Source organism: Streptomyces sp. NPDC034085, assembly GCF_055575555.1.
The window spans coordinates 905,293-931,592 of the sequence record NZ_JBVISL010000003.1; the positions used below are offsets into that span (position 1 = coordinate 905,293).

Here is a 26,300-nt window from a genome sequence, read left to right on the forward strand (position 1 = left end):
ATCCGCCCGTGTCAGGGGCGTGGACCGGGCTCAGCGGGCTGCTTGGGATGGGCGCCCGGGGTGTGGCCGAAAGCGCGCCGGAACACGTCGATGAAGGCGCTCGCGGAGGACCATCCGCAGCGGTGCGCGACGGCGGTCACGGGGGTGCCCACGGCCAGCAGCCGCAGCGCCTGATGGAGCCTCAGCTGGGTGCGCCACTGCGGGAAGGTCATGCCCAGCTCGGCCCGGAAGAGCCGGCTCAGGGTCCGCTCCCCCGCCCCGGCGTGCGCGCCGAGCGCGGCGAGCCCCCGCGGGTCCGCCGGGTTGGCGTGCAGCAGGGCGCACACCGCCGCCAGGCGGGGGTCGGCGGGTGCGGGCAGGTGCAGCGGCTGGAGCGGTGAGACGCGCAGCTGGTCGAGCAGGACCCCGAGCATCCGGCGCCGGGCGGGGCCGGGGCCCTCGGCGCCCCGGGTGTAGGCCAGGATCAGCTCGCGCAGCAGCGGGCCGACGGCGATCACGCCGGGGGCGTCGAGGGCGAGCGGGTTGTGGCGGGTGGGCAGGCCTACGCAGTGCAGGTCGGTGCGCCCGTACGCGCGGTGCTCGTGCACCGTCCCGGCCGGGATCCACAGGGCCCGGGTGGGGGGCGCCACCCAGGTGCCGGCGTCGGTGGTGACGGAGAGCACGCCGGAGCCGGCGTAGACGATCTGATGGTCGTCGTGGCGGTGGGGGTCGATGCCGACGTGGGTGTCGAGGTGGTTGATGTCCGTCGGGGCGCGCGGGGCGTACCGGACGGCCGCGCGGAGGGGGTCGGCAGGGTGGCGGTTTTTCTGCATCACCCGGCAATTTATCGGAAGCGGCGCCCGGGGCGCGCGGCCGATCCTCGGAGGGTGGAAGAAGCCGACACCGTCAACCCGCCCCCCGTTCCCGTTCCTTCGCCGCCCGCGCGGACCCCGCCCGGGCCCGCCCGGCTCCGGCGGCGCACCGCCGCCTTCTCGGCCGGGCACGCCTGCGTGGACGTCTACCAGGGCGCAGTCGCCGCCCTCGTCCCCTTCCTCGTCGCCGAGCGGTCGTACGGCTACGCCGCCGCGTCCGGCGTCGTACTGGCCGCCTCGCTGCTCTCCTCGGTGGTCCAGCCGCTGTTCGGGGCGCTCACCGACCGGTGGGCCCTGCCGTGGCTGATCCCGCTGGGCGCGGGCGCCGCCGGGCTCGGGATCGCCCTGGTCGGGACGGACGCCGGGTATCCGGCCACGCTGGCCGCCGTCGCGCTCTCGGGGCTGGGGGTCGCCGCCTACCACCCGGCGGCGGCCCGGCTGGTGCGCACCGGGCTGGGCGACGGGCACACCGCCATGAGCTGGTTCGCCCTGGGCGGCAACGTCGGCTTCGCCTGCGCACCCCTGCTGGTCGTCGGGGCGCTCTCGGTGTCCGGGCCGGCCGGGTGGGTGCTGATGGCGCTCCCCGCGGTGGCGGGCGTGGCCCTCAACCGGCCGCCGGGCGCGCGGCGGAGGGCCGGCTCGGGTGCGGCGGGCGCGGCGGCGGTGCGGAGTGCCCCGGCGGCGGAGGACCGGCGGGCGTTCCTGCGGCTGTCGCTGGTGGTGGTCGTGCGGTCGGTGGTGTTCATCGGCCTGAGCACCTTCATCGCCCTGTACGTGCGGGAGCGCGGCGGGGGTGCCGCGGCCGGGGCGGTGGCGCTGTCGGCGCTGTTCGCGGGGAGCGCGGGCGGCACCCTGCTCGGCGGCCGGCTCGCGGCGCGCTGGGGGCGGGTCACCGCCGTCCGCCGGGCCTACGCTGCGGCCGCCCCGGCCGTCGCGGGGATCCTGTTCCTCCCGCTGCCCCTGGCGTACGGGTGCGCGGCGCTCGCGGCCGCCGCGCTGTACGTGCCCTTCTCCCTCCAGGTCACCCTGGGGCAGGACTACCTCCCGACCCGGATGGGCACCGCGAGCGGGGTCACCCTGGGCCTGACCGTGAGCGTCGGCGGGCTGGCGAGCCCGCTGATCGGCGCCGCCGCCGACGCGGCCTCGCTGCGTACCGCGCTGCTGCCGCTGGCCGTGCTCCCGCTGCTGGCGTGGGCACTGGCCCGGCGGCTGCCCGAGCCGGAGCCGGCCGCCTGATCCGGCCCGCCCGAGCGCGCCGTCAGTGGCGGGGGCGGGCCCGGTGTCCGTGCCAGGCGGCCAGTGCCTGCTCGCGGGTGCCGTCCGGGTGCCGGGCGTGCCAGTCGCGCAGGAACCGGTTGAACTCGAACTGGGCGCCGACCTCCTGGGGGCGGGCAGCCTCCCGGCGGGTGGCGTGCCAGTGGGCGACGGCTTCGGCGAGGGTGCGCCCCGCGCCCCGGGCGACGTACTCCCGCATGAAGGCGTCGAAGTGGAATCCCGGGCCGATCTCCCGGAGGAAGAACGCGCGGAGCACCTGGCTGCACCGCTGGCCCTCGGGGATCACGGTGGCGCCGTCGACGGGCGCCTTCAGCTGCCGGCCGCCACGCCGGGCGGCCGGCGCGGCCGGCGGGAGCGGCCGCCCGTCCAGCGCGGCCGCGAGGCGCTCCGTCAGCGCGGCCTTCCCGCCGCCCGTGGGGACGCCCGTCCGCCGGGCGAGCGCGGTCAGTTCCTCCAGCGTCCAGTACCAGCGCAGCAGCTCGTCCCCGGACAGCCCGGGGGCCGGTTCGGGCCGGTTCTCCCCCACATCATTCGCACGCATGTTCCCATCCTAGGGGCGCGACACACGGCGGGCGGGCGCACACCGGCGGCCGCGATTGCCTACGGTCTCCCCATCACCCCCTCCTCCGCCCCGCCGCCCCCGCGAGGTCGTCAGGGCTCTGGAAACGATCGCCTGAGCAGAACGGGGCAGGCCACTTCCAGCCAGACGCACTTGCCGATCACCCCGGGACGCGAACCCCAGGCCCGGGCCAGCCGGTCCACGATCATCAGGCCGTGCCCGCCGGGCTTGGCGGGATCCTTCCCGCGGGCCGGCAGGGCGGGCGCCGCCGGGTTGGAGTCGGTCACCTCGATGCGCAGCCGCCCCTCCGTGCAGTCCAGGACCAGGGCCCCGGGGCCGCCGCCGTGCAGACAGGCGTTGGCGACGACCTCCGACACGAGGAGCATCACGTCCTCGGCCGCGTCGCGTGCGGCCTGGTCCTCCGCCGGGAGCCAGTGCCAGGCGGTCAGCGCCCGCCGGGTGAAGTCACGGCTGCGCAGGACCGGGTCGGGCATCCCCTCGAGAACCAGGAGCCAGTTGCGTCCGGCGGGCCCACGCTGCTCCACGGCTCTCGCCCCCTCTCATCGGCCCTGGACCGAACCCAGCGCCTGCGCCACGTCGGCGTGGACCGGGAAGACGCCGTCCGCGCCGGTGATGCGGAACATCCGCGCGACCGGCCCGCTCAGCCCTGCCAGCTCCAGGCTGCCGCCGACCTCCTGGAGGGCGAGGCGGCCGTGCAGCAGGGCGTTGAGCCCGGTGGAGTCACAGAAGTCCAGGCCCGCCATGTCCACCACCAGCCGGCCGCCCCGGTCGGCCGCCTCGTCCAGGGCCTGTTTCAGAGGGGCGGCCGTGTCGTGGTCCAGCTCACCGCCGAGGGTGAGCAACCGGGCTCCCTCCACCGTCCGCACCGCGACGGTGAACCGCCTGTCGTCCGTTTCGGAGGCCATCCGGCATCACCTTCCGTCAGCTGCTTCCTACGCCTGCCCTGTGGCCGCCGCTCTATGCGGCGACTCCACACTCCTTGCGGCTCCCGGTGCCCGCCGGAAGGCCACCGACGGCGACACCCGCCCTGACGCCACGTGGCACCACATGGCGCCATTCGGCGCCACGGTCGGGCCACGAAGGCACTCTGGGGTGCCAACCGTCCCGGCTGCCCGCTCCACGTTTCCCCAGGTCAGCGCAACCACTCAGCACCCCGTTCCCCCGATGACACCACTCACCCTTGCGGATGGCGCCACAATGGTGCCATGATGGCGTTATGGACCTCACGCCGTACATCGACACCCTCCGCCGCGAACTCGCGGTGGCCGCCGAAGCAGGCGGGGACGCCGCGCGCGAGCTGGCCGACCGGCTCACCGCTCCCCTGGAGTCGGCGACCCGGCTGACCATGCTCAACGTGCTCTCCGCCGCGATGGACGAGATCACCCGCGAGCTCGCCCCCGGCTCGGTCGACGTACGGCTGCGCGGCCTGGACCCCGACTTCGTGGTGACGTTGCCGCCCGTCGAGAGCGGCATCGCGGCGGAGCCCGGCACGCCCTCCGAACCGTTCAGGACCCCGGCCCCGGCCGAGGGCGACGACGGCGGCACCGCCCGCGTCAACCTGCGCCTGCCCGCCCATTTGAAGGCGCGCGCCGAGGAGGCCGCGAGCCGCGAAGGCGTGTCGGTCAACGCCTGGCTCGTGCGGGCGGTGTCGGCCGCCGTCGACGGCGGCACCCGGCCGCGGCCGGCGGAGAAGATCCAGACCATCGGACAGAGCGTCACGGGCTGGATGCGCTGACGCCCCGCGCCGCGGCCCAGCAGCGCACCACACCACCGCACCGCACATCGCGTCCCGCCGACGGGACGGACCCACGACACCAGAGGACGGGACAGCCATGCCTTCTTTCGACACTCCCGAACCGATCTCGGTCACGGCGCAGGTGGACGCCGGCTCCATCCGGTTCACCGCCGCGGAACGCCTCGACACCGCCGTCGAGGTGCGGCCCCGCGACCCGAAGAAGGACCGCGACGTGCGGGCCGCCGAGCAGACCGAGGTCGCCTACGCGGGCGGCACCCTGACCGTCAGGACGCCCAAGTCCCGCAATTCGCTGCGCCGCCCCGGCATCGTCGACGTGACGGTCGAGCTCCCCACGGGCTCGCACGTCGACATGACCGGCGCCTGGGCGCAGGTGCTCGGCGAGGGACGGCTCGGCGAGGTCCACGTGAAGACCTCGTCCGGCGACGTCCGGCTCGAGACGACCGGACCGCTGCGGCTGACCGCTTCGCACGGCTCGATCACCGTGGACCGCGTCGAGGGTGCGGCCGAGATCACCACCAGCTCCGGCAGCGTGCGCGTCGGCCTCGTGGACGGTCCCGGCGTCCTGAAGAACTCGCACGGCTCCACGACCGTCGGCGCCGCGACCGGCGAGCTGCGGGTCAGCGGCGCCAACGGCGACATCGACATCCGGCGCGCCGAGGACTCGGTCACCGCCACCACGGCCCACGGCACCCTGCGCGTCGGCGAAGTGTCCTGCGGCACCGTCCAGTTGGAGACCGGCTACGGTGCCATCGAGGTCGGCGTCCGCGAGGGCACGGCCGCCTGGCTCGACGTCAGCTCGGGATCCGGCCAGGTGCGCAACATGCTCACCACGACCGGGACGCCGGAAGGGGCCGAGAACACGGTCAAGGTCCGGGCCCGCACCCGGCACGGCAACATCGACGTCCTTCGCGCCAAGGCCTGACCCGCTCCCCCTTCACCCGCACATCCACCTGCCCCTCGCGGCCCCTCACGCCTTCGAACGGAGGGCTCCATGCCTTCTTCTGTCATGCCCACATCAATCCAGGCTCCGCCGGCCGCCATCCGCGCCACGGGTCTGCGCAAGTCCTACGGGGACAAGACCGTCCTCGACGGGATCGACCTGAACATCCCGGCCGGGTCCGTGTTCGCCCTGCTCGGGCCGAACGGCGCCGGCAAGACCACCGCCGTGAAGATCCTCTCCACGCTCGTCACCGCCGACGGCGGACGGGCCGAGGTCGCGGGCCACGACCTCGCCGCCGCCCCGCACCGGGTGCGCGCCGCGATCGGCGTCACCGGCCAGTTCTCCGCCGTGGACGGGCTGATCACCGGCGAGGAGAACATGCTCCTCATGGCGGACCTGCACCACCTGCCCAAGCGGGAGGGCCGCCGGACCGCCGCCGCCCTGCTGGAGCGGTTCGACCTGCTCGAAGCCGCGAAGAAGCCCGCCTCCACCTACTCGGGCGGCATGAAGCGCCGCCTCGACATCGCCATGACCCTGGTCGGCAGCCCGCGGATCATCTTCCTCGACGAGCCGACCACCGGCCTGGACCCGCGTTCCCGCCACAGCATGTGGGGGATCATCCGCGAGCTGGTCACGGGCGGCGTCACCGTCTTCCTCACCACCCAGTACCTGGAGGAAGCCGACCAGCTCGCCGACCGGATCGCGGTGCTCGACGGCGGCAGGCTCGTGGCCGAGGGGACCGCCGAGGAGCTGAAGCGGCTGATCCCGGGCGGCCACGTCCGGCTCCGCTTCACCGACCCGTCCGCGTACCGCTCCGCCGCCTCCGCCCTGACCGAGGCCGTACGCGACGACGAGGCGCTGTCGTTGCAGATCCCCAGCGACGGCAGCCAGCGCGAGCTGCGCTCCGTCCTCGACTGGCTCGACGCGGCCGGCGTCGAGGCGGACGAGCTGACCGTGCACACCCCCGACCTGGACGACGTGTTCTTCGCCCTGACCGGCTCCACCACGCCGGCCCGCCCGAACCAGCCCGAGGAGAACGTCCGATGAGCTCCCTCTCCCCCGCGTTCCGCGACTCGTCCACGATGCTGCGGCGCAACCTGCTGCACGCGCGGCGCTACCCCTCGCTGACGCTGAACCTGCTGCTGACGCCGGTCGTCCTGCTGCTGCTGTTCGTCTACGTCTTCGGCGACGTGATGAGCGCGGGCATCGGCGGCGGCGCCGACCGCTCCGCGTACATCGCGTACCTGGTCCCGGGCCTCCTGCTGATGACCATCGGGAGCACCACCATCGGGACCGCGGTCTCGGTCTCCAACGACATGACCGAGGGGATCATCGCCCGCTTCCGCACGATGGCGATCCACCGCGGCTCCGTCCTCATCGGCCACGTCATCGGCAGTGTGCTGCAGGCGGTCCTCAGCGTCGCCCTCGTCGGGGCCGTGGGCGTGGCCATCGGGTTCCGCTCGCACCAGGCCACGGCCGCGGAGTGGCTCGCCGCGTTCGGGCTGCTCGTGCTCTTCGCCCTGGCGCTCACCTGGATCGCGGTCGGGATGGGCATGGTCAGCCCGAACGCCGAGGCCGCCAGCAACAACGCGCTGCCGCTGATCTTCCTGCCACTGATCTCCAGCGCCTTCGTCCCCGTCAGCTCGATGCCGGGCTGGTTCCAGCCGGTCGCCGAGTACCAGCCCTTCACTCCGGTCATCGAGACCCTGCGCGGGCTGCTGCTGGGCACTCCGATCGGTGACGCCTGGTGGATCGCCCTGCTGTGGTGCCTGGGCCTGGCCGCGCTCGGCTACCGCTGGTCGAAGGCGGTGTACGACCGCGACCCGAAGTGACGCGGACCCCCGTCCGGCCACCCCGGCCCCTCACGCAGCGTGTGCGCTGCGCTCGTGAGGGGGACCGGGGTGGCACGCGTTGCCGCACTGTCATGATGCGTTCGCTCAGCGGAGGCTCAGATCCGCATAACGATGACGTCACTGCGCAAGGGCCTTTGGGCCTGGTCACGGGCGAATGGCCGTTTTGCCGGTGATGTTCGCCACGGTACGCAGCCGGACACCGTGGTACATCTTCTCGACCGCCAGCCGGACCACCCACGTCCGGACGGGGGCGCTGAAGTCGGCCGACCGCCGGCATGCAACTCCATCAGCATCCGGGGGATCGGAACCCGATCCGCGGCCGAGCACGGCAGCGGGTCGGCATGGAGCGGAAAGGCGCACCAGAGCATGACCTCGACGCAGGTCGAACAGCACCACGGCGACGACAACGCCACCACGGGCACCACGCCCGAGGAAGGCTACGAGCGCGGCCTCGGCAGCCGCCAGGTCCAGATGATCGCCATCGGCGGCGCCATCGGCGTCGGCCTCTTCCTGGGAGCCGGGGCGAACATCGCCAAGGCCGGACCCAGCCTCATCCTCATGTACGCCCTCGCCGGCGTCATCGTCTTCTTCATCATGCGAGCGCTCGGCGAGCTGCTCCTCTACCGCCCCGTCTCGGGCTCCTTCGCGGAGTACGCCCGCGAGTTCCTGAGCCCGTTCTTCGGCTTCGTGACGGGCTGGACGTACTGGTTGATGTGGGTGGTCACCGGCATGGCCGAGCTGACCGCCGCGGCCATCTACGTGCACTTCTGGTTCCCGGACGTCCCGCAGTGGGTCACCGCCCTGGTCTTCCTGGTGGTCCTCTACGTCGCCAACCTCATCTCGGTGAAGATCTTCGGCGAGATCGAGTTCTGGTTCTCGATGGTCAAGGTCACCGCCCTGATCGGCATGATCGTGATCGGCATCGGCGTGGTCACCTTCGGCTTCAGCCAGGCCGGTGACACCGCCGCCGTCTCCAACCTGTGGGCCTTCGACGGCATCTTCCCCAAGGGCGTCGGCTCCAGCCTGATGACCCTGCAGGGCGTCATGTTCGCCTACCTGGCCGTCGAGCTCGTCGGCGTCACCGCAGGCGAGTCCGAGAACCCCGAGAAGACCCTCCCCAAGGCCATCAACACGCTGCCCTGGCGCATCATCGTCTTCTACGTCGGTGCGCTCAGCGTGATCCTGATGGTCGTGAAGTGGACCGAGTTCCAGCCGGGTGTCAGCCCGTTCGTGGCGGCCTTCGCCAAGATCGGCATTCCGGCCGGTGCGGCCATCGTCAACTTCGTGGTTCTCACCGCGGCCCTGTCGTCCTGCAACTCCGGCATGTACTCCACCGGCCGCATGCTGCGCGACCTGGCCGCCAACTCCGAGGCGCCGAAGGCGCTCGGCAGGCTCAGCTCCACCAAGACCCCGGCCCTCGGCATCACCCTCTCCGTCGCCCTCATGGGCATCGGCGTGGTCCTGAACTACGTCGTCCCGGAGAAGGCCTTCGGCTACGTCACCTCGGTGGCGACGGCGGCCGGCATCTGGACCTGGCTGATGATCCTGGTCAGCCACATCCGCTACCGCCGCGCGGTGGTCGCGGGCAAGCTGCCCGCCTCCTCCTTCCCGGCGCCGGGCGGCACGGTGTGCAGCTGGATCGCCGTGGCCTTCCTGCTGCTGGTCACCGTCATGATCGCCATAGACCCCGACAGCCGCGTCTCCCTGTACGTGGGCGCCGGCTGGGCGGTCTGCCTGGCCATCGGCTGGGCCGTGCTGAAGTCGCGCAACCCGCGGATCGCGGCGCGCTCGGCGGGCACCGCCGACGAGGCACCGGAGCCCGCGGGACGGTCCTGACCCCGGCCGCACTCCCCCGACGGGGGCGCACCGGCCCGTCCCGGCCGGTGCGCCCCCGTCGGCGTGTCCGCGTCCGGTTCCCTCAGGCGGCCTCCACGGCCAGGCTGCCCGTCGCCGCGTTCAGGCTGTCGACGACCGCGGCCAGGCTGCCCGTCGCCGCGTGGACCGCCCGCTGGCGGCGGGCGCCGGTGCCGCGCTTGCGCAGGCCGGCCCAGAGCGCTTCCACGGCGGCCAGGTCACCGGCCCGCTCCAGCCCGGGGGCCGCCCGCTCGATCAGCCGGTCGACGAGCAGGCGGGCGGACACCCGCCTGCCGCTGGCCACGTCCAAGCCCGGCCCGTCGATCCCGTGCCGCGCAGCCATCCGGTGGGCCGCCCGCAGCACGCGCTCGGGCGGTTCGGGCGGCGGCACTCCCGCGTCCGCCTGCACGAGCAGGACGGAGGCGAGGCCCCGTACGAGGGTGGCCGTCAGTACGACGGTGTCCAGGTCGGCGTTGACGTCGGAGATGCGGATCTCCAGCGTCGGCACGTGTTCGGAGGGGCGGGCGTGCCAGTAGAGCATGGCGCGGTCCATCAGCACCCCGGCCGTGATCAGCCCGTCGACGTACTCGTCGTACTGGCGCTCGTCCACCAGGGGCGACGGGCCCACGGTCGGCCAGCAGGAGTAGGCCACCGTGCGCCAGCTGTCGAGTCCGGTGTCGCGGCCGCAGACGATCGGGGAATTGCCGGTGATCGACTGGAGGGCCGGCAGCCAGGGCCGCATCTGGTTGGCCAGCGCCAGCGCCCGCCCCCGGTCGAGGGTGCCGACGTGCACGTGGCAGCCGCACACGAGGTGGTGCGGGCCGACGAACCCGGCGTACCGGCTCGCCATCAGGCGGTAGCGGGCGTTGTCGGTGACCGTCAGGGGCTCGGCCGGCGGTATCACCGGCGTTCCGGAGGCCACCGCCAGGGTGCCGGCGCCGTCCGCGGCGTCCGCCACCGAGCGCCGCAGCCGCAGCAGCTGCTCGCGCAGGTCCTCGCGGTCGGCGGTGGGCAGGGTGCAGACCTCGACCTGGGCGTCGTAGAACTCGGCCTGGACCTGACCGCCCAGCTCCGCCGTCAGTTCGCGGATCACTTGCGGAGCCCGGTTCACCGGCGCCCTGCTGTCGCGGTCGACGAGGTGGAACTCCTCTTCGACCCCCATGGTCAGAACGTCCATCGGTCCTCCTTGCCGCGTGCCCGCAGAGTCCCCGGCGTCTACCCACCGGTCGGAGTGCCATGCCGGGCGGTCAGAAGGACACGTCCTCGGCGTCCCGGACGTCCGCGCCCATGTTCGTCTCCATCATCCGCAGCGCCGCGACGGCCAGGTCCTCGTGGATGTGGGCCACGGCGTCCCGGACGACGGTGACGTCGAGGTGGCGGATGTGCGCGTCCAGGGCGGAGTAGAGCACGCACTGCTCGGTGACCTGGCCGCACAGCACCAGCCGGCTGACGCCGAGCTGGCCGAGGAGGTAGGCCAGCGGGGTCTCGTAGAAGATCGAGTGGCGCGCCTTGAGGACGAAGAGGGAGTTCTCGTCGGGGCGGAGCGGCTCCACGAGGTCGGCGTGGCGGCCGGCGAGCGCCGTGTCCAGGAGCTCGCCGTGGTGGGAGCGCCACAGCCCGAAGTTGTCGTTGACGTAGACCACCGGCACCTCGGCCTTGCGGGCCTGGCCGAGGAGTGTCCCGATGCCGGCCACGGCCCGGCGCGCCGACGGCAGCAGCCGTTCCGCGTCGGGGTGGTCATAGGTGTTGATCATGTCGACCACGACCAAGGCGCTCCCGGACATGCGGCTCACCTCTCCTTCGCCGGTCGTCATCGGCCCCCTGCGCGCCCCGGATCCGCGAGGCCGCCTGCCCCTGCGGTGGGCGCGTACTCATGACCGGCGCTTCGGCGGTCCCCCCGGGTCCGTGCGGTGTTCCCGGCCCGGGAGGGCGGGATGGTCAGGACGCTGCCGCAGCCCTGAGCCGGTCGGGCGCGAGCGGCACGGTGTCCATGCCCTCACCGCTCCGCAGCCCGTCGAGGAAGGCCTCGACGGCCTGCACCGCTGTGTACCGCGGCTCCCAGGACAGCTCCCGGCGGGCTCGCGCGGAGTCCATCAGGGGCAGGCGCAGGACGGCGTCGAACAGGTCCGGTGAGGCCGGTACGAGGCGCAGCCGCCAGGCCGCGGCGAGGGCCGCGCGGACCGGCGCCACGGGCACCGGCAGGGTCTTCGCCCCGAGGAGGCGGCCGAGGACGGCGGCGTCCACGGGCGGCTCCGCCGCCAGGTTGAAGGCCCCGCGCACCGGGAGCAGGACGGCGGCCCGGTAGGCGGCGGCCGCGTCGTCGGTGTGCAGGGCCTGGAAGCGCAGGCCGGCCAGGTCGGGAACGACGGGGATCAGGCCGGGCCGCACGAGCCGCCCGGGCAGCAGCCGGCCCGCGAAGATGCGGCGCTGTTCGGAGGCGGACTCCCGTTTGAAGAGGAAGGAGGGCCGCATCCGCACGACGCGCAGGCCGGGGTGGGCGCGTTCGTAGGTGTCGAGGACACGTTCCAGGTAGGACTTCTCGCGGGTGTACGCGGCCTGCGGCCAGCCGTGGGTGGGCCAGGACTCGTCCACGGCGCGGTCCTTCGGGCCGGGTGAGTAGGCCCCGACGGACGAGGCGTGCACGAGGGCGGGCACGCCGGCCGCCGCGACGGCGTCGAAGACGCGCAGGCTGCCCAGGACGTTGGTGCGCCAGGTCTCGGCCGGGTCGTGGGTGGGCTGGAACTTCCAGGCGAGGTGGACGACCGCGTCCGCGCCGGTGAAGAGCGGTTCGAGGTCGGCGCCGCCCGGCTGCACGTCCACGGCCTCCCAGCGGGTCTTCGGCGGCTGCCAGTGGGGCACCCGCCGGGCCAGGCCGAGGACGGACTCCACGGCCGGGTCCTCGGCGAGGGCCTGCACCACGCTGGTGCCGACGTTTCCGGTGGCCCCTACGACCACCACGCGGGTACCGGTCATCGGCCCGCCTCCTGTTCGGCGAAGGGACTGTGGTCGAGCTGGGCCAGGAGGTCGGCCGGATGCCGGTACACGGCCCGGGCCCCGGCCTCCTCGAGGTCGGCGCGCGGGATGCCCCCGCACAGCAGGCCCACGCAGGCGACGCCGGCCCGGGCGGCCGCCTTCATGTCCCACACCGTGTCGCCGACGAAGACGGAGCCGCGCGCGGGCGCGTCGGCGAGGCCGAGCGCGTGCCGCACCGGGTCGGGGGCGGGCTTGCCCTCGCTGACGTCGTCGGAGCTGGCCGTCGCGGTGATCGCGTCCTCGGCGTCGACGGCCCGCCGCAGCGCGTCCAGCTCGGCGTCCTTGGCGGACGTGACGAGCACCACCCGCCAGCCCCGCCGGTGCAGCTCGCGCAGCAGCCGGGCCGCCGAGTCCAGCGGGGGCAGCCGGTCGAAGTAGGTCGCGTAGAGGGTCTCGTGCGCCGCGGACAGCGCCTCGTCCCCGTCCTTGTCGCGGTCCTCGCCCAGCAGGTGCGCGAGCAGGTCCTCCCCGGGGAGGCCGATCGCGCGGTGGATGTCGTGCATCGCGACGCTGTGGCCCGCCTGCCGCAGGGCCTCCCACCAGCAGGTGACGTGCAGGTGGTTGGTGTCGGCCAGGGTGCCGTCGACGTCGAACAGCGCGGCCCGGTTCATGCCCGCCTCCTCCTGCGGTTCGGGGACTTCCGTGGGTACGGCGGCCTCAATAGCCCAGCTCGCGCTTCAGTTCGGCCTTGTCCATCGAGGAACGGCCGTGCAGGTTGCGGCGCTTGGCCTCCGCGTAGAGCTGGTCGTACGTGGGCCCCTGCGCCCCGCTGTGGGAGTGCAGCCCGCCGCGCCGGGAGGAGGAGATGTCCTCGAGGGAGGTCCTGCTCGCCGTCTGCGACTCCCCCGCGCGGGCCCGTTCCTTGTTCACGGTGCGCGCCGCGATCTCCTTCGCCCGCTCGGGGCTCTCGCCGCGCTCTTCCGCGCTCTCCTTGATGTGCTCGTACTGGCGTTCACGCTTGGGACTCGACCCTCGGGGCATGGTGACTCCTCTGCCGGGACGGGAGCGACACGGTGAACCCGCTGCGCGGCCGTGTCGGGATGCGGTGGAGCGGGATCCTCAGGTCCTGCTCGGGGACGTCGGTGTCCAGGTCGGCCAGGGCGGAGGCGAACTCCGCGAGCAGGCCGACGGTGATGTCCTCTCCGGGGCAGCGGTGGCCGGTGCGGGCGTCGCCGCCGCCCTGGGGGATGAGCTCGCCGGGCCCGGGCTCGCGTCCGAGGAAGCGCTGCGGGTCGAAGCGGTAGGGGTCGGGCCACAGGCGCGGGTCGTGGTGGTGGCCGTACACGTCGAGGAGGACGAGGGTGCCCTCGGGCACCGCCTCCTGGCCGAAGCGCAGGTCGCGGGCGGCCAGGCCGCCGACGAAGGGAGCGAACGGGTAGAAGCGCCGCACCTCGTGGGCGAAGGCCCTGGCGTACGCGCCGTCGTCCGCCCGCAGTCCGTCGGCGAGCCGGGGACGGCGGTGCAGCGCGTGCGCCGCGAACGCCACCAGCCAGGCGATGGCGACGGTCGGGCGGATGATGTTGAGCAGCTCCACGGCCGCCGTGCCGGGATCGAGGAGGCGGCCGTCCGCGTCGCGGTGCCGGGCGACGGTCTCCAGGGCGGTGTTCCCGCTCCCCGGGGGCAGCGCCTGGTGGAGGTGGGTCACTCCCCCGCGCAGCTCCTCGACGGTGCGCGCGAGGGACTCCTCCTGGCGGGCGCGGGCCTTGCGGGCCCGCCAGTGGCGCGGTCCGGGGGTCCCGAAGCCGTCGACCATGGCCACGCAGTCCTCGGCGACCCCGCGGGCGGCGTCCTCGGGGACCGCCAGGCCGGTCCAGTCGCAGACGGCGCGGGCGAGCACCGCGGCCGCCTCGTCGAAGAGGACGGCCTGACGGCCGCACCACCCTTCGACGGCGGCCGCCCAGTGCCGGCGTACCAGGGCGGCGAGGGCGTCGACCGTGCTGTCCTGGACCAGCAGGGACACGAACATGGCCTTGCGGACCCGGTGCCGGTCGCCGTCCAGGGTGTGGACCGCGCCCCGCCCGAAGAGGGTGTCCAGGACGGGTCCCGGCAGCGCGCCGTCCCGCAGGACGTGCCGCTCGTCGTAGAAGAAGTCCACGGCGGCGGGGCCGTGCAGCAGGAGCGCGGGCCGGCCCATCAGCCGGGTGCGGACGGCGGGCGGGTTGCCGTGGCGACGCCGCAGGTCGGGGGCCCATGCGTAGCCCTGGGCCAGCAGGGGGAGCGTGCTGTCGATCAGTGGGGGCATGTCGGGGCGCCTACCCGCCGGGTCCGGACGCACTCCTGGCGCCCGGGGGGTTTCGACGGCCGCGAACCGGTTAGGCGGGGTCCATGCCCGACCGTGACACCGTGCAGGTGGAAGCTGGGAGGCGTCCCATGGCCGCTAGGACCTCCTCCGCCCTCGGAGGCGTCGCGCCGCCGGAGAGCCTGCGGCCGCCCCCACCAGCCGAGGGACCGCTGCCCAAGGACCACACCCAGGCCATCCTGGAGACCACCAAACGGGTGGCGGCGCTGCTCAAGCGCTCCGGGCCGCCCTTCGCCCTCGCCGGCAGCGTGGCCGCCTTCGCGCACGGCCTGCCGGCCCGCTTCCAGCACGACACCGACTTCTGCGTCCGGCCCGAGGACGCGGACCAGGCCGTCAAAGCCCTGGAGGAGGGCGGCATCGCCATGCGCCGCGCCCCCGAGGACTGGCTGGTCAAGGGCCGCTCCGGCGGTGAGGAGATCGACCTGATCTTCGAACTGGCCCGGCGTCCGGTCAGCACCGAGCTGCTGGAGCGCGCGACCGTCAAGGCGGTGGACTCGGTGTGGATGCCGGTCCTCGCTCCCACCGACCTCATGGACAGCCGCCTCGCCGCGCTGTGCGAGCACTACTGCGACTTCGGCGACCTGCTGCCCATGGCCCGCATGCTGCGGGAGCAAATCGACTGGGACCGGCTGGAACGCGACCACCGGGCGGCCCCGCTGCCCGACGCGTTCTTCCACCTGCTCGAGAGGCTCCGCGTCATCGGCCGCCCGGCCGGGAGGGGAGGAGAGGCATGATGTCCACCGACATCATCGAATACCGCATCGAACACCTGCGTGACCGCCTGGCCCGCGAGGAGCTCGCCGAGCTGGGCGTACGGGTCGAGCTGCACGGCACCCGCGCCGTGCTGCGCGGCTGCGTCGGCGACGAGGAGCGCCGCGCGGCCGTCCTGCGGATCGCCGGGGAGGAGCTGGCGGGAGTCGACTGGTACGCCGACGTCTCCCTGAGCCGATCGTGCCCGCCCGACCACGCCGAGGAGCTCTCATGATCCGCATCGCCGCCGTCGGGGACATCCACCTCGGCCCGGACAGCGCCGGAGCGCTGCGGCCCGCCTTCGACACCCTGGGCGACTGCGCGGACCTGCTGCTGCTCGCCGGCGACCTGACCCGGCACGGCACCCCGGAGGAGGCCCGGGTCGTGGCGGCGGAGACGGCCGGGCTGCCGGTGCCCGTCGTCGCGGTGCTGGGCAACCACGACTACCAGAGCGACCGGCAGGACGCCGTCGCGGACGAGCTCCGCTCGGCGGGCATCCACGTACTGGAGGGCGACGGCGTCCTCCTCGACATCGACGGCACACCCGTCGGGATCGCGGGGACCAAGGGCTTCTGCGGGGGCTTCGCCGGGCGCAGCGGCAGCGAGTTCGGCGAGCCGGAGATGAAGTCCTTCATCCGCTACACCCGCGCCAGCGCGGAGGCGCTCGGGCGGTCGCTGCGCGAACTGCGCGAGGCCGGCAGCGTGCTGCGGATCGCCCTCACCCACTACGCGCCCGTACCGGACACCCTGGCGGGCGAGCCCCGGGAGATCTATCCCTTCCTCGGCAGCTACCTCCTCGCCGAGGCGATGGACGACGAGGGGGCCGACCTCGCCGTCCACGGCCACGCCCACCTCGGCACCGAACACGGAATGACGGCGGGCGGGGTCCAGGTCCGCAACGTGGCGATGCCCGTCATCGGACAGGCCTTCTCCGTGTACCACCTCTCCCCCGACGGATCCGCGCACGAGTCCCGGCACTCCGCGTCCCGCGGCGCCGCGGCCCACGCCGCCCGGGCGAGGACGTGACGGCAGCGGTGTGACCCGTACGGCACGGACGCCCGGGGCGGCGCGGCGTCAGTCGCGGGGGGTCCAGAGGGCGGTCAGCCGGCCCGCGCCGCGTGCGACGTCCCGCCAGCCTCCGGAGAAGTCGAACACGGCGACGGCGCAGGTCGGGAAGGCGTCCCGGAGCTGCCGGAGGAGGTTCTCCGGGCCGTCGCCGGGCAGCGCCGCGGCCAGCTCGTGGATGCCGGGGTTGTGGCCCACGAGCAGCACTCCGGGGATCCCGTCGTCCGTCGCGGTCACGGCGGACAGCAGGGTGTCCGCCGAGGCGTTGTAGAGGTCGTCGTCGAACACCGCCGCGGGCTGGTCCGCCAGCGAGGGCTGCATCAGCTGCCACGTCTGGCGCGTGCGTTTCGCCGGGGAGCACAGGACGAGACCGACCCCGAGCGGAGACCTCCCGACCCGGTGCCCCATCGCCTCGGCGTCGGCGCGGCCCCGGTCGGCCAGCGCCCGGTCGAAGTCCTCGATGCCGCCCTTGGGCACGGCCTTGGCGTGCCGCACCAGGACCAGGCGCCGCTCCTGCTTCCCGGACACCCCTGCCTCCTCCGCGTCGATGCCGGACCGGCCGCGCGCCGGCCGCTCCGGACGGGGCGCCTGCCCCCGCGCCCGCCGGCCAAACGGCCGGACGCGCGGCACCGGGCGCCGGCCACCAGTGCACCACGTTCGCGGCGGCGGTACCCGGGTAGGCGCACGGGGTGAGGTACGTGAACCCCGGCTCGGAGTACACCCGCGACAGCCGGTACATCGGTACGCGGATCACCGCCGACGGACGCGACGGCTTCCCGGTGGAGCCCGGGCGGTACCGGCTCGCCGTCAGCCGGGCCTGCCCGTGGGCGAGCCGGGCCGTGGTCGTGCGCCGGCTGCTCGGCCTGGAGGAGGCCCTGCCGATGGCCGTCGCCGGGCCGGTGCACGACGACGACAGCTGGACCTTCGACCTGGATCCGGGCGGCCGGGATCCGGTGCTCGGCATCGAGCGCCTCAAGGAGGCCTACCTGGCCCGGGAGCCCGGCTACGACCGCGGCATCACGGTGCCCGCGGTCGTGGACGTCCCGACCGGCGCGGTGGTGACCAACGACTTCCCGCAGATCACCCTCGACATGTCGCTGGAGTGGACGCGGTACCACCGGCCCGGCGCACCCGCGCTCTACCCGCCGGAGCTGCGGCCGGCCATCGACGCGGTGAACGAGGTGGTCTACCGGGACGTGAACAACGGCGTGTACCGGGCCGGGTTCGCCGGCTCCCAGGAGAAGTACGACGCGGCGTACGAGCGGCTGTTCGCCCGCCTCGACTGGCTGTCCGACCGGCTCGCGCTGTCCCGCTACCTCGTCGGGGACACCCTCACCGAGGCCGACGTACGGCTGTTCACCACGCTGGTGCGCTTCGACGCCGTGTACCACGGCCACTTCAAGTGCAACCGGAGCAAGCTCTCGGAGATGCCGGTGCTGTGGGCGTACGCGCGGGACCTGTTCCAGACGCCCGGCTTCGGCGACACCGTCGACTTCGACCACATCAAGCGGCACTACTACCTGGTGCACTCCGACATCAACCCGACCGGCATCGTCCCGGGCGGGCCGGACCCGGCCGGCTGGCTCGCCCCGCACGGCCGGGCCTCCCTGGGCGGACGGCCCTTCGGCGACGGCACGCCGCCGGCCCCGCCGGCCCCCGGGGAACGCGTACCGGCGGACCACAACCCGCTCGGCTGAGCAGGGCCGGCCCGCCGGCCTCGGCCGTTGCTTGGCTTCTTCAGGACCCCTTCACGACGGCGCGGACGTTCTCGACGCTGCCGCAGTCCGACTCCAGCAGCCTCGCGCGCTCCTTCAGGAACGCGGCGCCCAGCTCGGCCCGGCGCTCGTCCGGGACGCTCTCCCGGGCTCCGTTGAGGATCGTCCGCTCCTCCTCGTCCATGTGGTGGGAGACCGCCTTGACCAGTTCCTCCAGCTTGGAGTCCCACTCCTCGGAGCCGACGTCGTCCACCTCCAGGAGCGCCAGCAGGGCCTCGTTGCCCTCCTCGTGCTCCTCCACTCCGTGCTCGACCTCGTCGTCGTCCACGTTCTTGTACCGCTTGAGCGCGCCGTAGACCTCGGCCTCCTCGGCCTCGCCGTGGGCGATGAGCAGGGCGGAGAACTCCTTCAGCGCCCGCGCGCGGTCGGCCTCGACGCTGCGCATCTGCCGGAACAGCTCTTCCATGGTCCGGTGGTCCTCGAGGATCACCTCGACGACGTCCTGTTCCTGCCGGTCTGCGGCCATCTTCCACTACCTCCTGGCATGGGGGTTTCCGTCATCGGGCGGATGCTCACTCGTCGGCGGTTGAAACCCCGGTGAACCGTTCGGCGGGGCGAACGGGGCGGCGTCAGGCCGGGTGGCCGGCCTCCACGTCACGGACGTCACCGAAGCGCAGCGCCCCGGGCGCCCGCCCCCCGCCGCCCGGGGCGGACAGCTCGACCGGGCAGAGCACGAAGCCGACGTGGTCACCGCCCGCGACGACCTGTTCGATGCGGCCGGTGAACCACACCCGCACGTCCGACAGCACGGGGCTCCCGTCCCGGCCGGGGCGCCAGCCGGTACGGGCGAACTTGTCCACGCGGTCGCCGGTCTCGCCGCCGAAGAGCTCCGCCAGGGCCCGCTGCCCGCGGTCCAGGACGTGCACGGTGAGGTGGCTCGCCGTACGGGCGACCTCGTACGTGTGGTTCGCCGTCGACAGCCACACCACGAAGCGCGGCGGGTCGATCGAGCACTGCGAGGCGAAGCCGACCAGGCAGCCGGCCCGGCGGCCGCCCGAGGCGGCCGTGACGACGTACATCGCGCTGTCCACCGCCTCCGTGAGGACTCCGAGGTCGAGGTCGGGATCGGGGTGGGGGTCGAGATCCGCCATGGCGCCTCCCGCGTGTCGGGCCGCGCCGGGCGGCGCGGCGGTCGTCTCCCCCTGGGCCCGCGAACGCGGGTGCTTGAGCGGCCGGGCTCCGGGCAGGCGGGGGAGGTACGCACAACCTGTACCAGCCAAGGAGGTGTATTCGGTGCGCATCGCCTTTCTGACCGCGCCCGAAGGCGTCGAAGAGGTGGAACTCACCGAGCCGTGGAAGGCCGTCGAAGGAGCCGGCTGGAATCCCCAGCTGGTCTCGACCGCACCCGGACAGGTGCAGGCCTTCGACCACCTGGACAAGGCCGGCCGCTTCACCGTCGACCACGTGCTGGCCGGGGACACGTCCGAGGCGTTCGACGCCCTCGTGCTGCCCGGCGGCGTCGCCAACCCCGACGCCCTGCGCATGGACGAACGGGCCGTCGGCTTCGCCCGGAGCTTCTTCACCGCGGGCAAGCCGGTCGCCGCCATCTGCCACGCCCCGTGGACCCTGGTGGAAGCCGATGTCGTGCGCGGCCGGACCCTGACCTCGTGGCCCAGCCTGGCCACCGACATCCGCAACGCGGGCGGCACCTGGGTCGACGAGCAGGTCCAGGTCTGCCGGGCGGAGCCGGCGACGCTGATCACCAGCCGCAAGCCGGACGACCTCGACGTCTTCTGCGCCACCCTCCTGCGGGAGTTCGACCGGCACGCGCAGTCCGCGGGGTGACACACGCGCCGCCCCCGTTCACCCGGACGGCACGGGACACGCCCGGGGGCCCGCCGCATCCGGCGGGCCCCCGGCACGGCCGTCCGGCGTCCTACCACCGGTACCAGCGCCCGCCGCTGCCGCGGGCGACGAACCCCACCAGCCACAGCACGAGGACGGCGATCGCGACCCACCAGAGCACCTTCACGGCGAAACCGGCGCCGAAGAGCAGCAGAATCAGCAACAGGACCAGAAGAAGCGGAACCATGACCCACCTCCGAAGCAGGATGGCCGGAAAGCCGCGCCCGGGAGCCGGGCGCACAGGAGCGACTGCCCCGGCATTCCCGCCTCATGCCTGCTGCGGGGAGGGGCCGGCTCCAACGGAAGAGAGGTGCACGCGGTGACCCATCCCAGCCCGCCCCAGAAGCCGGACGGCCCCGGCCCGACCCCGTCGGGACCCGAGCCGGTCCCCCGCGACCCCCAGCCGGAGGACCCGGCGGAGCAGCCCCCCGAGCCGCCGGACGGCAACCCCGAAGAGCCCCTGCCCGAACCCCCCGACTGAGGCGCGCCGGCATCGCCCGGCCCCGTAAGCGGTCAGGGGCCGTTTCAGACTGCTCCGAAGCGGCCCCTGATCAGCGTCTGTGGCTGGCTGCGACCCGCGAAATCGCGGGGTGCAGTCCGGGGGCCGGCAGTCCGCGGCGCGGGACGGTCCAGGTGCGCGGCCGGTGAGCCGCGGCGCAGCCCCTCGTCAGGCCCCGGCCGCTCTGGCTCCCGCGATCACCTCGGGCCGCAGCAGGGCGGTGAGCCGCTCGGCCGGCAGCAGACCTCGTTCCAGGACGAGCTCGGCCACGCCCCGGCCGGTGGCGAGGGCCTCTTTGGCGATGTCGGTGGCGGCGGTGTATCCGATGTGCGGGTTCAGGGCGGTCACCAGGCCGATGGAGTTCTCAACGGTGGCCCGCAGCTTCTCGGTGTTGGCGGTGATGCCGGCCACGCAGCGCTCGGCGAGGGTGAGGCAGGCCGCGCGCAGGTGGGTGACGGACTTCGACAGCGAGTGCAGGATGACCGGCTCGAAGGCGTTGAGCTGGAGCTGTCCGGCTTCGGCGGCCATGGTGATGGTGATGTCGTTGCCGATCACCTCGAAGGCGACCTGGTTGACGACCTCGGGGATCACCGGGTTGACCTTGCCGGGCATGATGCTGGAGCCCGCCTGCACCGGCGGCAGGTTGATCTCGCCGAGTCCGGCGCGCGGCCCGGAGGACAGCAGGCGCAGGTCGTTGCAGGTCTTGGACAGCTTGACGGCGATGCGCTTGAGGACGCCGGACATCTGGACGAAGGCGCCGCAGTCCTGGGTGGCTTCGACCAGGTCGGCCGCGGTGACCAGGGGCAGGCCGGTGATGTCGGCGAGGTGGCGGCGGGCAGACTCGGCGTATCCGGCCGGGGCGTTGAGGCCGGTGCCGATGGCGGTGGCGCCGAGGTTGATCTCGTGGATGAGTCCGAGGGCCTCCGCGAGCCGGCTGCGGTCCTCGTCGAGCATGACGGCGAAGGCGGAGAACTCCTGCCCGAGGGTCATCGGTACGGCGTCCTGCAGCTGGGTCCGGCCCATCTTCAGCACGTCGTGGAACTCGGCGGCCTTGCGGGCGAAGGCATCCTGCAGGACGGCCATGGCGTCGAGCAGGCCGCGCACCGCCGAGTCGGTCGCGATCCGCACGGCGGTCGGGTAGACGTCGTTGGTGGACTGGCCGAGGTTGACGTCCTCGTTGGGGTGCAGGTGCCGGTAGTCGCCCCTGGCGTGGCCCAGCAGCTCCAGAGCCCGGTTGGCGATGACCTCGTTGGCGTTCATGTTGGTCGACGTGCCCGCGCCGCCCTGGATGACATCGACGACGAACTGGTCGTGGAGCTTGCCGCCGCGTATCTCCTGGCAGGCGGCGACGATCACGGCCGCCTTCGCGGGCTCCAGCAGGCCGAGTTCCTCGTTGGCGAGGGCTGCGGCCTCCTTGACGGCGGCGAGGGCGTCGATCAGGTGCGGGTAGGCGGAGATGGGCGTGCCGGTGATGGGGAAGTTCTCGGTGGCGCGCAGGGTGTGGACGCCCCAGTAGGCGTCGGCGGGGACGTCGTGGTCTCCGAGCAGGTCGTGTTCGCTGCGGGTGGCGGCGGTCATGGGTGTGCGGCCCTCTTCCTGAGGTGGGTGGGTCAAGGTGGTGAAAGGGGACGGGGTCAGGCGGTGGCGGGGACGCTGGGCGGGTTCAGCGCTGCCACCAACTGGATGCCGCCGACGGGCCGGCCGCCCCCGGTCATCGGCTCGCCCTCGAATCCCGCGAGCAGCCGCGGTTCGACTCCAGCCCGGGCGAGGGCCGCGGCCGTCACCGGGATGCGCGCCCGGTCCGCCCCGTCGGCGATCTTCACGGCGACGGCCCGGCCGTCGGGCAGTGCGGCGACCTGGACGCCCTCGAAGCCGTCCTTGGCCAGCAGCCCGGGCACGGCGCGCATCAGTTCGGCCGTGTCCCGCCCTGTGCCGGACGCCATCTCCGGGTGGAGGCGCAGCGCGTCCGCGACCCGGCGCTCGGCGGTGTCCGGCGCGGCGGTGGCGATGTGGGCGGCGGCGCGGGCCAGGCCGTGCAATGACACTGCGAACAGCGGGGATCCGCAACCGTCGACGGTGACGTTCGCGATGTGCCGGCCGGTGAGTTCCTCGACGACCTCGGCGATCGCCCTCTGAAGCGGGTGGCCCGGGTCGAGGTAGCTCTCCAGGGGCCAGCCGGCCAGCTTGCACACGTACAGCATCGCCGCGTGCTTGCCGGAGCAGTTCTGGGCGATCCGGGAAGGCCCGCGGCCCTCGCGCACCCAGACGTCCCGGACCGCCGGGGCGTACGGCAGGTCGGGGACATTGCGCAGGTCGTCCTCGGTGAGACCGGCCAGTTCGAGGATCAGCCGGGTACCTGCGAGGTGGTGCTCCTCGCCGGAGTGGCTGCCCATCGAGAGGGAGAGCAGGGCGCCGTCGAGCGGCAGCCCGGCCCGCACCATGGCGACGGCCTGGACCGGCTTGAGGGCTGAGCGCGGGTAGCACGCGGCTTCGATGTCGCCGATGCCCAACCGGACTCCGCCCTCACGGTCGAGGACGACGACGGAGCCGTAGTGGACTCCCTCGATCATGCCGCCCCGGGTGACATGGGCGACCGGTGCATGCCGGGGCTCGCGGATCACGGGCGCGTCCGCGAGGAGACTGCTGCGCATCACTGCCTCGTTCGGTGGTGGGTTGCTGCGGACCGGTGGGGCGGACGCCGGTCCGGCCCGGGGCGGGCCGGACCGGCGTCCGGCTCAGCCCTCGCTCTTGGCGGCGGCGTGCGCCACGCGGCCGCGGACGGCGTACCAGCCGGCGACCAGCGCCGCGGCGATCAGCGGCACGCACAGCACGGTGGTGCGTGCGGCCCCTCCGTCGGCGAACATGAGGACCAGGACGGAAGCGAGGAAGGCCAGCGTCACGAGTTCGGTCCACGGGGAGCCGGGCAGGCGGTAGGAGGGGCGGGTGAGTTCGCCGTCACGGGTCTTCCGCCAGAAGAGGAGGTGGCAGAGCATGATCATGCCCCAGGTGGCGAGGATGCCGATGGCGGCCAGGTTGAGCACGATCTCGAACGCGTCCGCCGGAACGACGAAGTTGAGCCCGACGCCGAGGACGCACATGCCGCTGGTGAGCAGGATCCCGCCGTAGGGCACCTGGGTGCGGCTAAGCCGGGCGGTGAAGCTCGGGGCGGAGCCGTTGACGGCCATCGAGCGCAGGATGCGGCCGGTGGAGTAGAGGCCGGAGTTGAGCGAGGACATGGCCGCCGTGAGAACGACCAGGTTCATCACGTCGCCGGCCGCCGGGATGCCGATGTGGGAGAGCACGGTCACGAACGGGCTCTGGCCGGCGCTGTAGCTGTTCCACGGCATCAGCATCGACAGCAGGACGACCGAGCCGACGTAGAAGAGGCCGACGCGCCACATGATCGAGTTGATCGCCTTCGGCATGATCTCCTCGGGATTCTCGGTCTCACCGGCCGCGACTCCGACCAGCTCGACGGAGGCGTAGGCGAAGACGACGCCCTGGATGATCAGCAGCATGGGCAGCAGGCCGTTGGGGAAGATCCCGCCGTTGTCGGTGATCAGGGACGGACCGGGCACGGCGTCGTCGATGGGGTGCCGGGTCACGAGGAAGAAGATCCCGATGGCCATGAAGACGACCAGCGCGCCGACCTTGACGATGGCGAACCAGAACTCCAGTTCGCCGAAGATCCGCACCGAGATGAGGTTCACGGTGAGGACCACGGCCAGGGCTATGAGCGCGATCACCCACTGCGGGACGTCGGAGAACATGCGCCAGTAATGGGTGTAGGTGGCCACGGCGGTGATGTCGGCGATGCCGGTGGTCGCCCAGTTGAGGAAGTACATCCAGCCCGCGGTGTACGCGCCCTTCTCCCCGAGGAACTCCCGGGCGTACGAGACGAAGGCGCCGGAGGACGGCCGGTACATGACGAGCTCGCCGAGCGCGCGTACGACGAGGAACGCGAAGATCCCGCAGACGGCGTAGGCGACGAACAGTGAGGGGCCGGCGTCGGCGAGGCGTCCGCCCGCGCCGAGGAAGAGCCCGGTGCCGATCGCACCCCCGATGGCGATCATGTTGACGTGCCGGGGTGTCAAGGACTTGCTGTAGCCGGTGTCCCCGGCGTCCACGTGACGGGTCGTGGGGCGCTTCTCGTCTTTGAGGAACTGCTCGCTCACGCCTCGGGTCTGCCTTCCGTGGAGGTGGCCGCGCGCTGGGGGCGCACGATTTCTGTGAGGGTCGTCTCGACCCGCAGGAGGTGGTGGGACATGGCCTCCACCGCGTCGTGCTCGGAACCGTCGGCCAGCGCCTCGAGGATCGCCCGGTGCTCGCAGTTGGACTGCTCGCGCCGGCCGCCCAGTTCGTTGAGGAAGGTCGACTGACGCGCCAGTGCGTCGCGGATCTCCTCGATGACGCGGCGGAAGACGGGGTTGCGGGATGCCTCGGCCACCGCCAGGTGGAAGACGGTGTCCATAGCCACCCACGCGGTGGTGTCGGTCTCCTGCTCCATCCGGTCGAGCAGATGGCCCAGATGGTCCAGGTCCTCCGGGGTGCGGCGCAGCGCGGCATACCCGGCCACCGGGATCTCGACGTGCCGTCGCACCTCCAGCAGGTCGCTGGCGACGTAGTCGCCGAAGGTGGGGTCCTCGACCGTGTTCGCCAGGACGAACGTGCCCCTGCCGCTCTTGGAGGCGGTCAGGCCGAGGGCTTGGAGGGCTCGGAGCGCCTCCCGCAGCACGGGCCGGCTGACCTCCAGGGTCCGGCACAACTCGGCTTCGGAGGGGAGCTTGTCGCCCACGACGTACTCACCGCGCTCGATGGCGCTGCGCAGGTGGCCGAAGACCGCTTCCATCGCGCTGACGCGCCGCGGGGCCTGGCCACCTGTCTGGCTGTCTGACAGGTTCACGGTGTGATCCTGATGGGTGCGCCGGAGGGTGTCAAGACACCTGTGTCGGGAAAGTCCGGCCCGGCGAGTTTCGCACCGTGCGCACTTTCCGTCCTGCCGCCGAAGCCGCCCGATCGGCGTCCGCGGCGGAACCGGCGGCATCCACCAGGGCGTGCACCACCGGCGTGTCGACACCCATCTCCGGATGCCACTGGACGCCCACGGCGAAGCGGTGCCGGGTGCTCTCGATCGCCTCGACGGTGCCGTCCGCCGCACGGGCTGCCACGATGAACCCGGAGCCAAGGCGATCCACGGCCTGATGATGGTGCGTGGCGACCTCGCGGGTCCCCGGCAGGAGGGCGCCGATCCGGGTCCCCGGCGCGGTGGTGACGGTGTGGGCACAGAAGTGGCCCCGGTAGGGGTTGTGGCCCTCATGGCCCACCCTGTCGGGCAGGTGCTGGATGAGGGTGCCTCCGGCGTGTACGTTCATCAGCTGCATACCCCGGCACACTCCGAGCACGGGTATGTCGCGGGCGAGACCGGCGGCCAGTACGGCCTGCTCCCACCGATCGCGCTCGCGGACCGGCGGCCCCGTACGCGGGTGGGGCCGGGCGCCGTACAGGGCGGGATCCAGGTCCTCGCCTCCCGTCAGGACGATCGCGTCCAGACGTGCGACCACATCGGCCGCCGCCGACGGGGCGTCCGGCGGCAGTAGGACGGCCCGGCCGCCCGCGGCCTGGAGACAGCCGGCGTAGGCCGCGGGCAGCACTGCGGCGGGCAGGTCCCACTCGCCCCACCGGGCGTCGGCCAGGTAGGTGGTGAGTCCGATGAGTGGTGGCTGGGGCATACCACTTCCTTTCAGGGCGTGAGGGGTGTCGTCGACGGCCGGGTGCACACCCGCCCCGCCGGACGTCCCCGGCCACGGCGGGCTGCGGCAGAAAAGGCGGACGGGGCACTGGCGGAGGGCGCCCCGGCGACAAGGTGGAGGGGCGGTCACGATCCCGGAGCGCGGGCTTGCGTTTTTCTTGCCGCGAGCAAGAATC

At 73.2% G+C, this 26,300-nt stretch carries 31 protein-coding genes; 12 read left to right on the top strand and 19 right to left on the bottom strand.

Going from position 1 to position 26,300, the window contains the following annotated elements; all coding sequences use genetic code 11:
* Positions 1-11: 11 nt before the first annotated feature.
* Positions 12-812 (bottom strand): AraC family transcriptional regulator, encoded by an 801-nt coding sequence (locus tag ACZ501_RS14380; protein WP_468795307.1) that lies wholly within the window; start codon positions 810-812, stop codon positions 12-14.
* Positions 813-989: 177 nt separating this feature from the next.
* Here ACZ501_RS14380 and ACZ501_RS14385 point away from each other — a divergent pair, with 177 nt between their 5' ends.
* Entirely contained in the window at positions 990-2,087 is a 1,098-nt protein-coding gene (locus ACZ501_RS14385) for an MFS transporter (protein ID WP_468795525.1), read from the top strand.
* 22 nt (positions 2,088-2,109) lie between these two features.
* Here the strand turns inward: ACZ501_RS14385 and ACZ501_RS14390 are convergent, their stop codons facing one another.
* The 3 genes from ACZ501_RS14390 to ACZ501_RS14400 all read right to left on the bottom strand — a co-directional run bounded on the left by ACZ501_RS14390 (position 2,110) and on the right by ACZ501_RS14400 (position 3,611).
* Positions 2,110-2,667 carry a DUF6434 domain-containing protein gene (locus ACZ501_RS14390; RefSeq protein WP_468795310.1) on the bottom strand — a complete coding sequence of 186 codons (558 nt, stop codon included), beginning with the start codon at positions 2,665-2,667 and terminating at the stop codon, positions 2,110-2,112.
* 110 nt (positions 2,668-2,777) lie between these two features.
* Positions 2,778-3,230 (bottom strand): ATP-binding protein, encoded by a 453-nt coding sequence (locus ACZ501_RS14395; RefSeq protein WP_361607020.1) that lies wholly within the window; start codon positions 3,228-3,230, stop codon positions 2,778-2,780.
* 15 nt (positions 3,231-3,245) lie between these two features.
* Complete coding sequence (locus ACZ501_RS14400; protein WP_468795312.1) at positions 3,246-3,611, bottom strand: STAS domain-containing protein; 366 nt, start codon at positions 3,609-3,611, stop codon at positions 3,246-3,248.
* A 311-nt stretch (positions 3,612-3,922) separates the two neighbouring features.
* Here ACZ501_RS14400 and ACZ501_RS14405 point away from each other — a divergent pair, with 311 nt between their 5' ends.
* The 5 genes from ACZ501_RS14405 to ACZ501_RS14425 all read left to right on the top strand — a co-directional run bounded on the left by ACZ501_RS14405 (position 3,923) and on the right by ACZ501_RS14425 (position 9,091).
* Entirely contained in the window at positions 3,923-4,441 is a 519-nt protein-coding gene (locus ACZ501_RS14405; protein WP_468795315.1) for a toxin-antitoxin system HicB family antitoxin, read from the top strand.
* Between the two features lie 97 nt (positions 4,442-4,538).
* Positions 4,539-5,384 (top strand): DUF4097 family beta strand repeat-containing protein, encoded by an 846-nt coding sequence (locus ACZ501_RS14410; RefSeq protein ID WP_468795318.1) that lies wholly within the window; start codon positions 4,539-4,541, stop codon positions 5,382-5,384.
* Positions 5,385-5,468: 84 nt separating this feature from the next.
* Positions 5,469-6,449 carry an ATP-binding cassette domain-containing protein gene (locus tag ACZ501_RS14415; protein ID WP_361607032.1) on the top strand — a complete coding sequence of 327 codons (981 nt, stop codon included), beginning with the start codon at positions 5,469-5,471 and terminating at the stop codon, positions 6,447-6,449.
* Positions 6,446-7,234, top strand: a complete 789-nt coding sequence (locus ACZ501_RS14420) for an ABC transporter permease (protein ID WP_468795321.1) — start codon at positions 6,446-6,448, stop codon at positions 7,232-7,234. The genes ACZ501_RS14415 and ACZ501_RS14420 overlap by 4 nt, the downstream gene beginning before the upstream one ends.
* 387 nt (positions 7,235-7,621) lie before the next feature.
* Complete coding sequence (locus ACZ501_RS14425; protein ID WP_361607038.1) at positions 7,622-9,091, top strand: amino acid permease; 1,470 nt, start codon at positions 7,622-7,624, stop codon at positions 9,089-9,091.
* 82 nt (positions 9,092-9,173) lie between these two features.
* Here ACZ501_RS14425 and ACZ501_RS14430 read toward each other — a convergent pair whose 3' ends face one another.
* From ACZ501_RS14430 to ACZ501_RS14455, 6 genes are all read right to left on the bottom strand, one after another.
* Positions 9,174-10,286 carry a carboxylate-amine ligase gene (locus tag ACZ501_RS14430; protein ID WP_361610055.1) on the bottom strand — a complete coding sequence of 371 codons (1,113 nt, stop codon included), beginning with the start codon at positions 10,284-10,286 and terminating at the stop codon, positions 9,174-9,176.
* Positions 10,287-10,356: 70 nt separating this feature from the next.
* A complete protein-coding gene (locus tag ACZ501_RS14435) occupies positions 10,357-10,893 on the bottom strand; it encodes a cysteine hydrolase family protein (RefSeq protein ID WP_361610054.1) in 537 nt (178 codons plus the stop codon).
* A 154-nt stretch (positions 10,894-11,047) separates the two neighbouring features.
* The gene (locus ACZ501_RS14440) at positions 11,048-12,082 is read right to left on the bottom strand and encodes an NAD-dependent epimerase/dehydratase family protein (RefSeq protein ID WP_468795325.1); all 1,035 of its coding nucleotides are present in this window, start codon (positions 12,080-12,082) and stop codon (positions 11,048-11,050) included.
* Positions 12,079-12,753 carry an HAD family hydrolase gene (locus tag ACZ501_RS14445; protein WP_362461010.1) on the bottom strand — a complete coding sequence of 225 codons (675 nt, stop codon included), beginning with the start codon at positions 12,751-12,753 and terminating at the stop codon, positions 12,079-12,081. The genes ACZ501_RS14440 and ACZ501_RS14445 overlap by 4 nt, the downstream gene beginning before the upstream one ends.
* A 46-nt stretch (positions 12,754-12,799) precedes the next feature.
* The gene (locus tag ACZ501_RS14450; protein ID WP_361610051.1) at positions 12,800-13,123 is read right to left on the bottom strand and encodes a plasmid stabilization protein; all 324 of its coding nucleotides are present in this window, start codon (positions 13,121-13,123) and stop codon (positions 12,800-12,802) included.
* Positions 13,095-14,384 (bottom strand): cytochrome P450, encoded by a 1,290-nt coding sequence (locus ACZ501_RS14455; protein WP_468795327.1) that lies wholly within the window; start codon positions 14,382-14,384, stop codon positions 13,095-13,097. The genes ACZ501_RS14450 and ACZ501_RS14455 overlap by 29 nt, the downstream gene beginning before the upstream one ends.
* Positions 14,385-14,512: 128 nt before the next feature.
* Between ACZ501_RS14455 and ACZ501_RS14460 the strand changes: the two genes are divergently transcribed.
* Genes ACZ501_RS14460 through ACZ501_RS14470 form a run of 3 tightly spaced genes read left to right on the top strand, consistent with a single transcriptional unit; the run spans position 14,513 to position 16,217 of the window.
* Positions 14,513-15,175, top strand: a complete 663-nt coding sequence (locus ACZ501_RS14460) for a nucleotidyltransferase family protein (protein WP_361610049.1) — start codon at positions 14,513-14,515, stop codon at positions 15,173-15,175.
* Positions 15,175-15,426: a hypothetical protein gene (locus ACZ501_RS14465; protein ID WP_361610048.1), complete on the top strand. Its 252-nt coding sequence runs from the start codon at positions 15,175-15,177 to the stop codon at positions 15,424-15,426. The genes ACZ501_RS14460 and ACZ501_RS14465 overlap by 1 nt, the downstream gene beginning before the upstream one ends.
* Positions 15,423-16,217: a metallophosphoesterase family protein gene (locus tag ACZ501_RS14470; protein ID WP_468795330.1), complete on the top strand. Its 795-nt coding sequence runs from the start codon at positions 15,423-15,425 to the stop codon at positions 16,215-16,217. The genes ACZ501_RS14465 and ACZ501_RS14470 overlap by 4 nt, the downstream gene beginning before the upstream one ends.
* A gap of 48 nt (positions 16,218-16,265) precedes the next feature.
* Here ACZ501_RS14470 and ACZ501_RS14475 read toward each other — a convergent pair whose 3' ends face one another.
* Complete coding sequence (locus ACZ501_RS14475; protein ID WP_468795333.1) at positions 16,266-16,784, bottom strand: SixA phosphatase family protein; 519 nt, start codon at positions 16,782-16,784, stop codon at positions 16,266-16,268.
* 161 nt (positions 16,785-16,945) lie between these two features.
* On the opposite strand from ACZ501_RS14475, the gene ACZ501_RS14480 reads away from it, so the two are divergent.
* A complete protein-coding gene (locus tag ACZ501_RS14480; protein WP_468795336.1) occupies positions 16,946-17,953 on the top strand; it encodes a glutathione S-transferase family protein in 1,008 nt (335 codons plus the stop codon).
* 40 nt (positions 17,954-17,993) lie between these two features.
* Here the strand turns inward: ACZ501_RS14480 and ACZ501_RS14485 are convergent, their stop codons facing one another.
* Entirely contained in the window at positions 17,994-18,497 is a 504-nt protein-coding gene (locus tag ACZ501_RS14485) for a hemerythrin domain-containing protein (RefSeq protein ID WP_361611345.1), read from the bottom strand.
* Between the two features lie 103 nt (positions 18,498-18,600).
* Positions 18,601-19,122 (bottom strand): flavin reductase family protein, encoded by a 522-nt coding sequence (locus tag ACZ501_RS14490; protein WP_468795338.1) that lies wholly within the window; start codon positions 19,120-19,122, stop codon positions 18,601-18,603.
* A gap of 142 nt (positions 19,123-19,264) precedes the next feature.
* On the opposite strand from ACZ501_RS14490, the gene ACZ501_RS14495 reads away from it, so the two are divergent.
* The gene (locus ACZ501_RS14495; protein WP_362461033.1) at positions 19,265-19,816 is read left to right on the top strand and encodes a type 1 glutamine amidotransferase domain-containing protein; all 552 of its coding nucleotides are present in this window, start codon (positions 19,265-19,267) and stop codon (positions 19,814-19,816) included.
* 91 nt (positions 19,817-19,907) lie between these two features.
* On the opposite strand, the gene ACZ501_RS14500 is transcribed toward ACZ501_RS14495, so the two are convergent.
* Positions 19,908-20,063 carry a hydrophobic protein gene (locus ACZ501_RS14500; protein WP_362461036.1) on the bottom strand — a complete coding sequence of 52 codons (156 nt, stop codon included), beginning with the start codon at positions 20,061-20,063 and terminating at the stop codon, positions 19,908-19,910.
* Between the two features lie 132 nt (positions 20,064-20,195).
* On the opposite strand from ACZ501_RS14500, the gene ACZ501_RS14505 reads away from it, so the two are divergent.
* Positions 20,196-20,357: a hypothetical protein gene (locus ACZ501_RS14505; protein ID WP_468795341.1), complete on the top strand. Its 162-nt coding sequence runs from the start codon at positions 20,196-20,198 to the stop codon at positions 20,355-20,357.
* A 186-nt stretch (positions 20,358-20,543) separates the two neighbouring features.
* Here ACZ501_RS14505 and aspA read toward each other — a convergent pair whose 3' ends face one another.
* The 5 genes from aspA to ACZ501_RS14530 all read right to left on the bottom strand — a co-directional run bounded on the left by aspA (position 20,544) and on the right by ACZ501_RS14530 (position 26,104).
* Complete coding sequence (gene aspA, locus ACZ501_RS14510; RefSeq protein ID WP_468795344.1) at positions 20,544-21,953, bottom strand: aspartate ammonia-lyase; 1,410 nt, start codon at positions 21,951-21,953, stop codon at positions 20,544-20,546.
* 56 nt (positions 21,954-22,009) lie between these two features.
* A complete protein-coding gene (locus ACZ501_RS14515) occupies positions 22,010-23,026 on the bottom strand; it encodes an asparaginase (protein WP_361606333.1) in 1,017 nt (338 codons plus the stop codon).
* A gap of 84 nt (positions 23,027-23,110) precedes the next feature.
* Entirely contained in the window at positions 23,111-24,550 is a 1,440-nt protein-coding gene (locus ACZ501_RS14520; protein ID WP_361606336.1) for an amino acid permease, read from the bottom strand.
* Complete coding sequence (locus ACZ501_RS14525) at positions 24,547-25,278, bottom strand: FadR/GntR family transcriptional regulator (RefSeq protein ID WP_468795347.1); 732 nt, start codon at positions 25,276-25,278, stop codon at positions 24,547-24,549. The genes ACZ501_RS14520 and ACZ501_RS14525 overlap by 4 nt, the downstream gene beginning before the upstream one ends.
* A 31-nt stretch (positions 25,279-25,309) precedes the next feature.
* Entirely contained in the window at positions 25,310-26,104 is a 795-nt protein-coding gene (locus tag ACZ501_RS14530; RefSeq protein WP_361606342.1) for a gamma-glutamyl-gamma-aminobutyrate hydrolase family protein, read from the bottom strand.
* Positions 26,105-26,300: the final 196 nt, after the last annotated feature.

Excerpts from the sequence above, each read along its gene's own strand:
- ACZ501_RS14445 (WP_362461010.1), bottom strand. The coding sequence starts at position 12,753 with ATGAACCGGGCCGCGCTGTTCGACGTCGACGGCACCCTGGCCGACACC.
- ACZ501_RS14455 (WP_468795327.1), bottom strand. The coding sequence starts at position 14,384 with ATGCCCCCACTGATCGACAGCACGCTCCCCCTGCTGGCCCAGGGCTAC.
- ACZ501_RS14400 (WP_468795312.1), bottom strand. The coding sequence starts at position 3,611 with ATGGCCTCCGAAACGGACGACAGGCGGTTCACCGTCGCGGTGCGGACG.
- ACZ501_RS14530 (WP_361606342.1), bottom strand. The coding sequence starts at position 26,104 with ATGCCCCAGCCACCACTCATCGGACTCACCACCTACCTGGCCGACGCC.
- ACZ501_RS14435 (WP_361610054.1), bottom strand. The coding sequence starts at position 10,893 with ATGTCCGGGAGCGCCTTGGTCGTGGTCGACATGATCAACACCTATGAC.
- ACZ501_RS14410 (WP_468795318.1), top strand. The coding sequence starts at position 4,539 with ATGCCTTCTTTCGACACTCCCGAACCGATCTCGGTCACGGCGCAGGTG.
- ACZ501_RS14465 (WP_361610048.1), top strand. The coding sequence starts at position 15,175 with ATGTCCACCGACATCATCGAATACCGCATCGAACACCTGCGTGACCGC.
- ACZ501_RS14380 (WP_468795307.1), bottom strand. The coding sequence starts at position 812 with ATGCAGAAAAACCGCCACCCTGCCGACCCCCTCCGCGCGGCCGTCCGG.
- ACZ501_RS14415 (WP_361607032.1), top strand. The coding sequence starts at position 5,469 with ATGCCCACATCAATCCAGGCTCCGCCGGCCGCCATCCGCGCCACGGGT.
- ACZ501_RS14500 (WP_362461036.1), bottom strand. The coding sequence starts at position 20,063 with ATGGTTCCGCTTCTTCTGGTCCTGTTGCTGATTCTGCTGCTCTTCGGC.
- ACZ501_RS14390 (WP_468795310.1), bottom strand. The coding sequence starts at position 2,667 with ATGCGTGCGAATGATGTGGGGGAGAACCGGCCCGAACCGGCCCCCGGG.
- ACZ501_RS14470 (WP_468795330.1), top strand. The coding sequence starts at position 15,423 with ATGATCCGCATCGCCGCCGTCGGGGACATCCACCTCGGCCCGGACAGC.
- ACZ501_RS14490 (WP_468795338.1), bottom strand. The coding sequence starts at position 19,122 with ATGGCGGATCTCGACCCCCACCCCGATCCCGACCTCGACCTCGGAGTC.
- ACZ501_RS14420 (WP_468795321.1), top strand. The coding sequence starts at position 6,446 with ATGAGCTCCCTCTCCCCCGCGTTCCGCGACTCGTCCACGATGCTGCGG.
- ACZ501_RS14430 (WP_361610055.1), bottom strand. The coding sequence starts at position 10,286 with ATGGACGTTCTGACCATGGGGGTCGAAGAGGAGTTCCACCTCGTCGAC.
- ACZ501_RS14460 (WP_361610049.1), top strand. The coding sequence starts at position 14,513 with ATGGCCGCTAGGACCTCCTCCGCCCTCGGAGGCGTCGCGCCGCCGGAG.
- ACZ501_RS14440 (WP_468795325.1), bottom strand. The coding sequence starts at position 12,082 with ATGACCGGTACCCGCGTGGTGGTCGTAGGGGCCACCGGAAACGTCGGC.
- ACZ501_RS14425 (WP_361607038.1), top strand. The coding sequence starts at position 7,622 with ATGACCTCGACGCAGGTCGAACAGCACCACGGCGACGACAACGCCACC.
- ACZ501_RS14485 (WP_361611345.1), bottom strand. The coding sequence starts at position 18,497 with ATGGCCGCAGACCGGCAGGAACAGGACGTCGTCGAGGTGATCCTCGAG.
- ACZ501_RS14450 (WP_361610051.1), bottom strand. The coding sequence starts at position 13,123 with ATGCCCCGAGGGTCGAGTCCCAAGCGTGAACGCCAGTACGAGCACATC.
- ACZ501_RS14515 (WP_361606333.1), bottom strand. The coding sequence starts at position 23,026 with ATGCGCAGCAGTCTCCTCGCGGACGCGCCCGTGATCCGCGAGCCCCGG.
- aspA (WP_468795344.1), bottom strand. The coding sequence starts at position 21,953 with ATGACCGCCGCCACCCGCAGCGAACACGACCTGCTCGGAGACCACGAC.
- ACZ501_RS14405 (WP_468795315.1), top strand. The coding sequence starts at position 3,923 with ATGGACCTCACGCCGTACATCGACACCCTCCGCCGCGAACTCGCGGTG.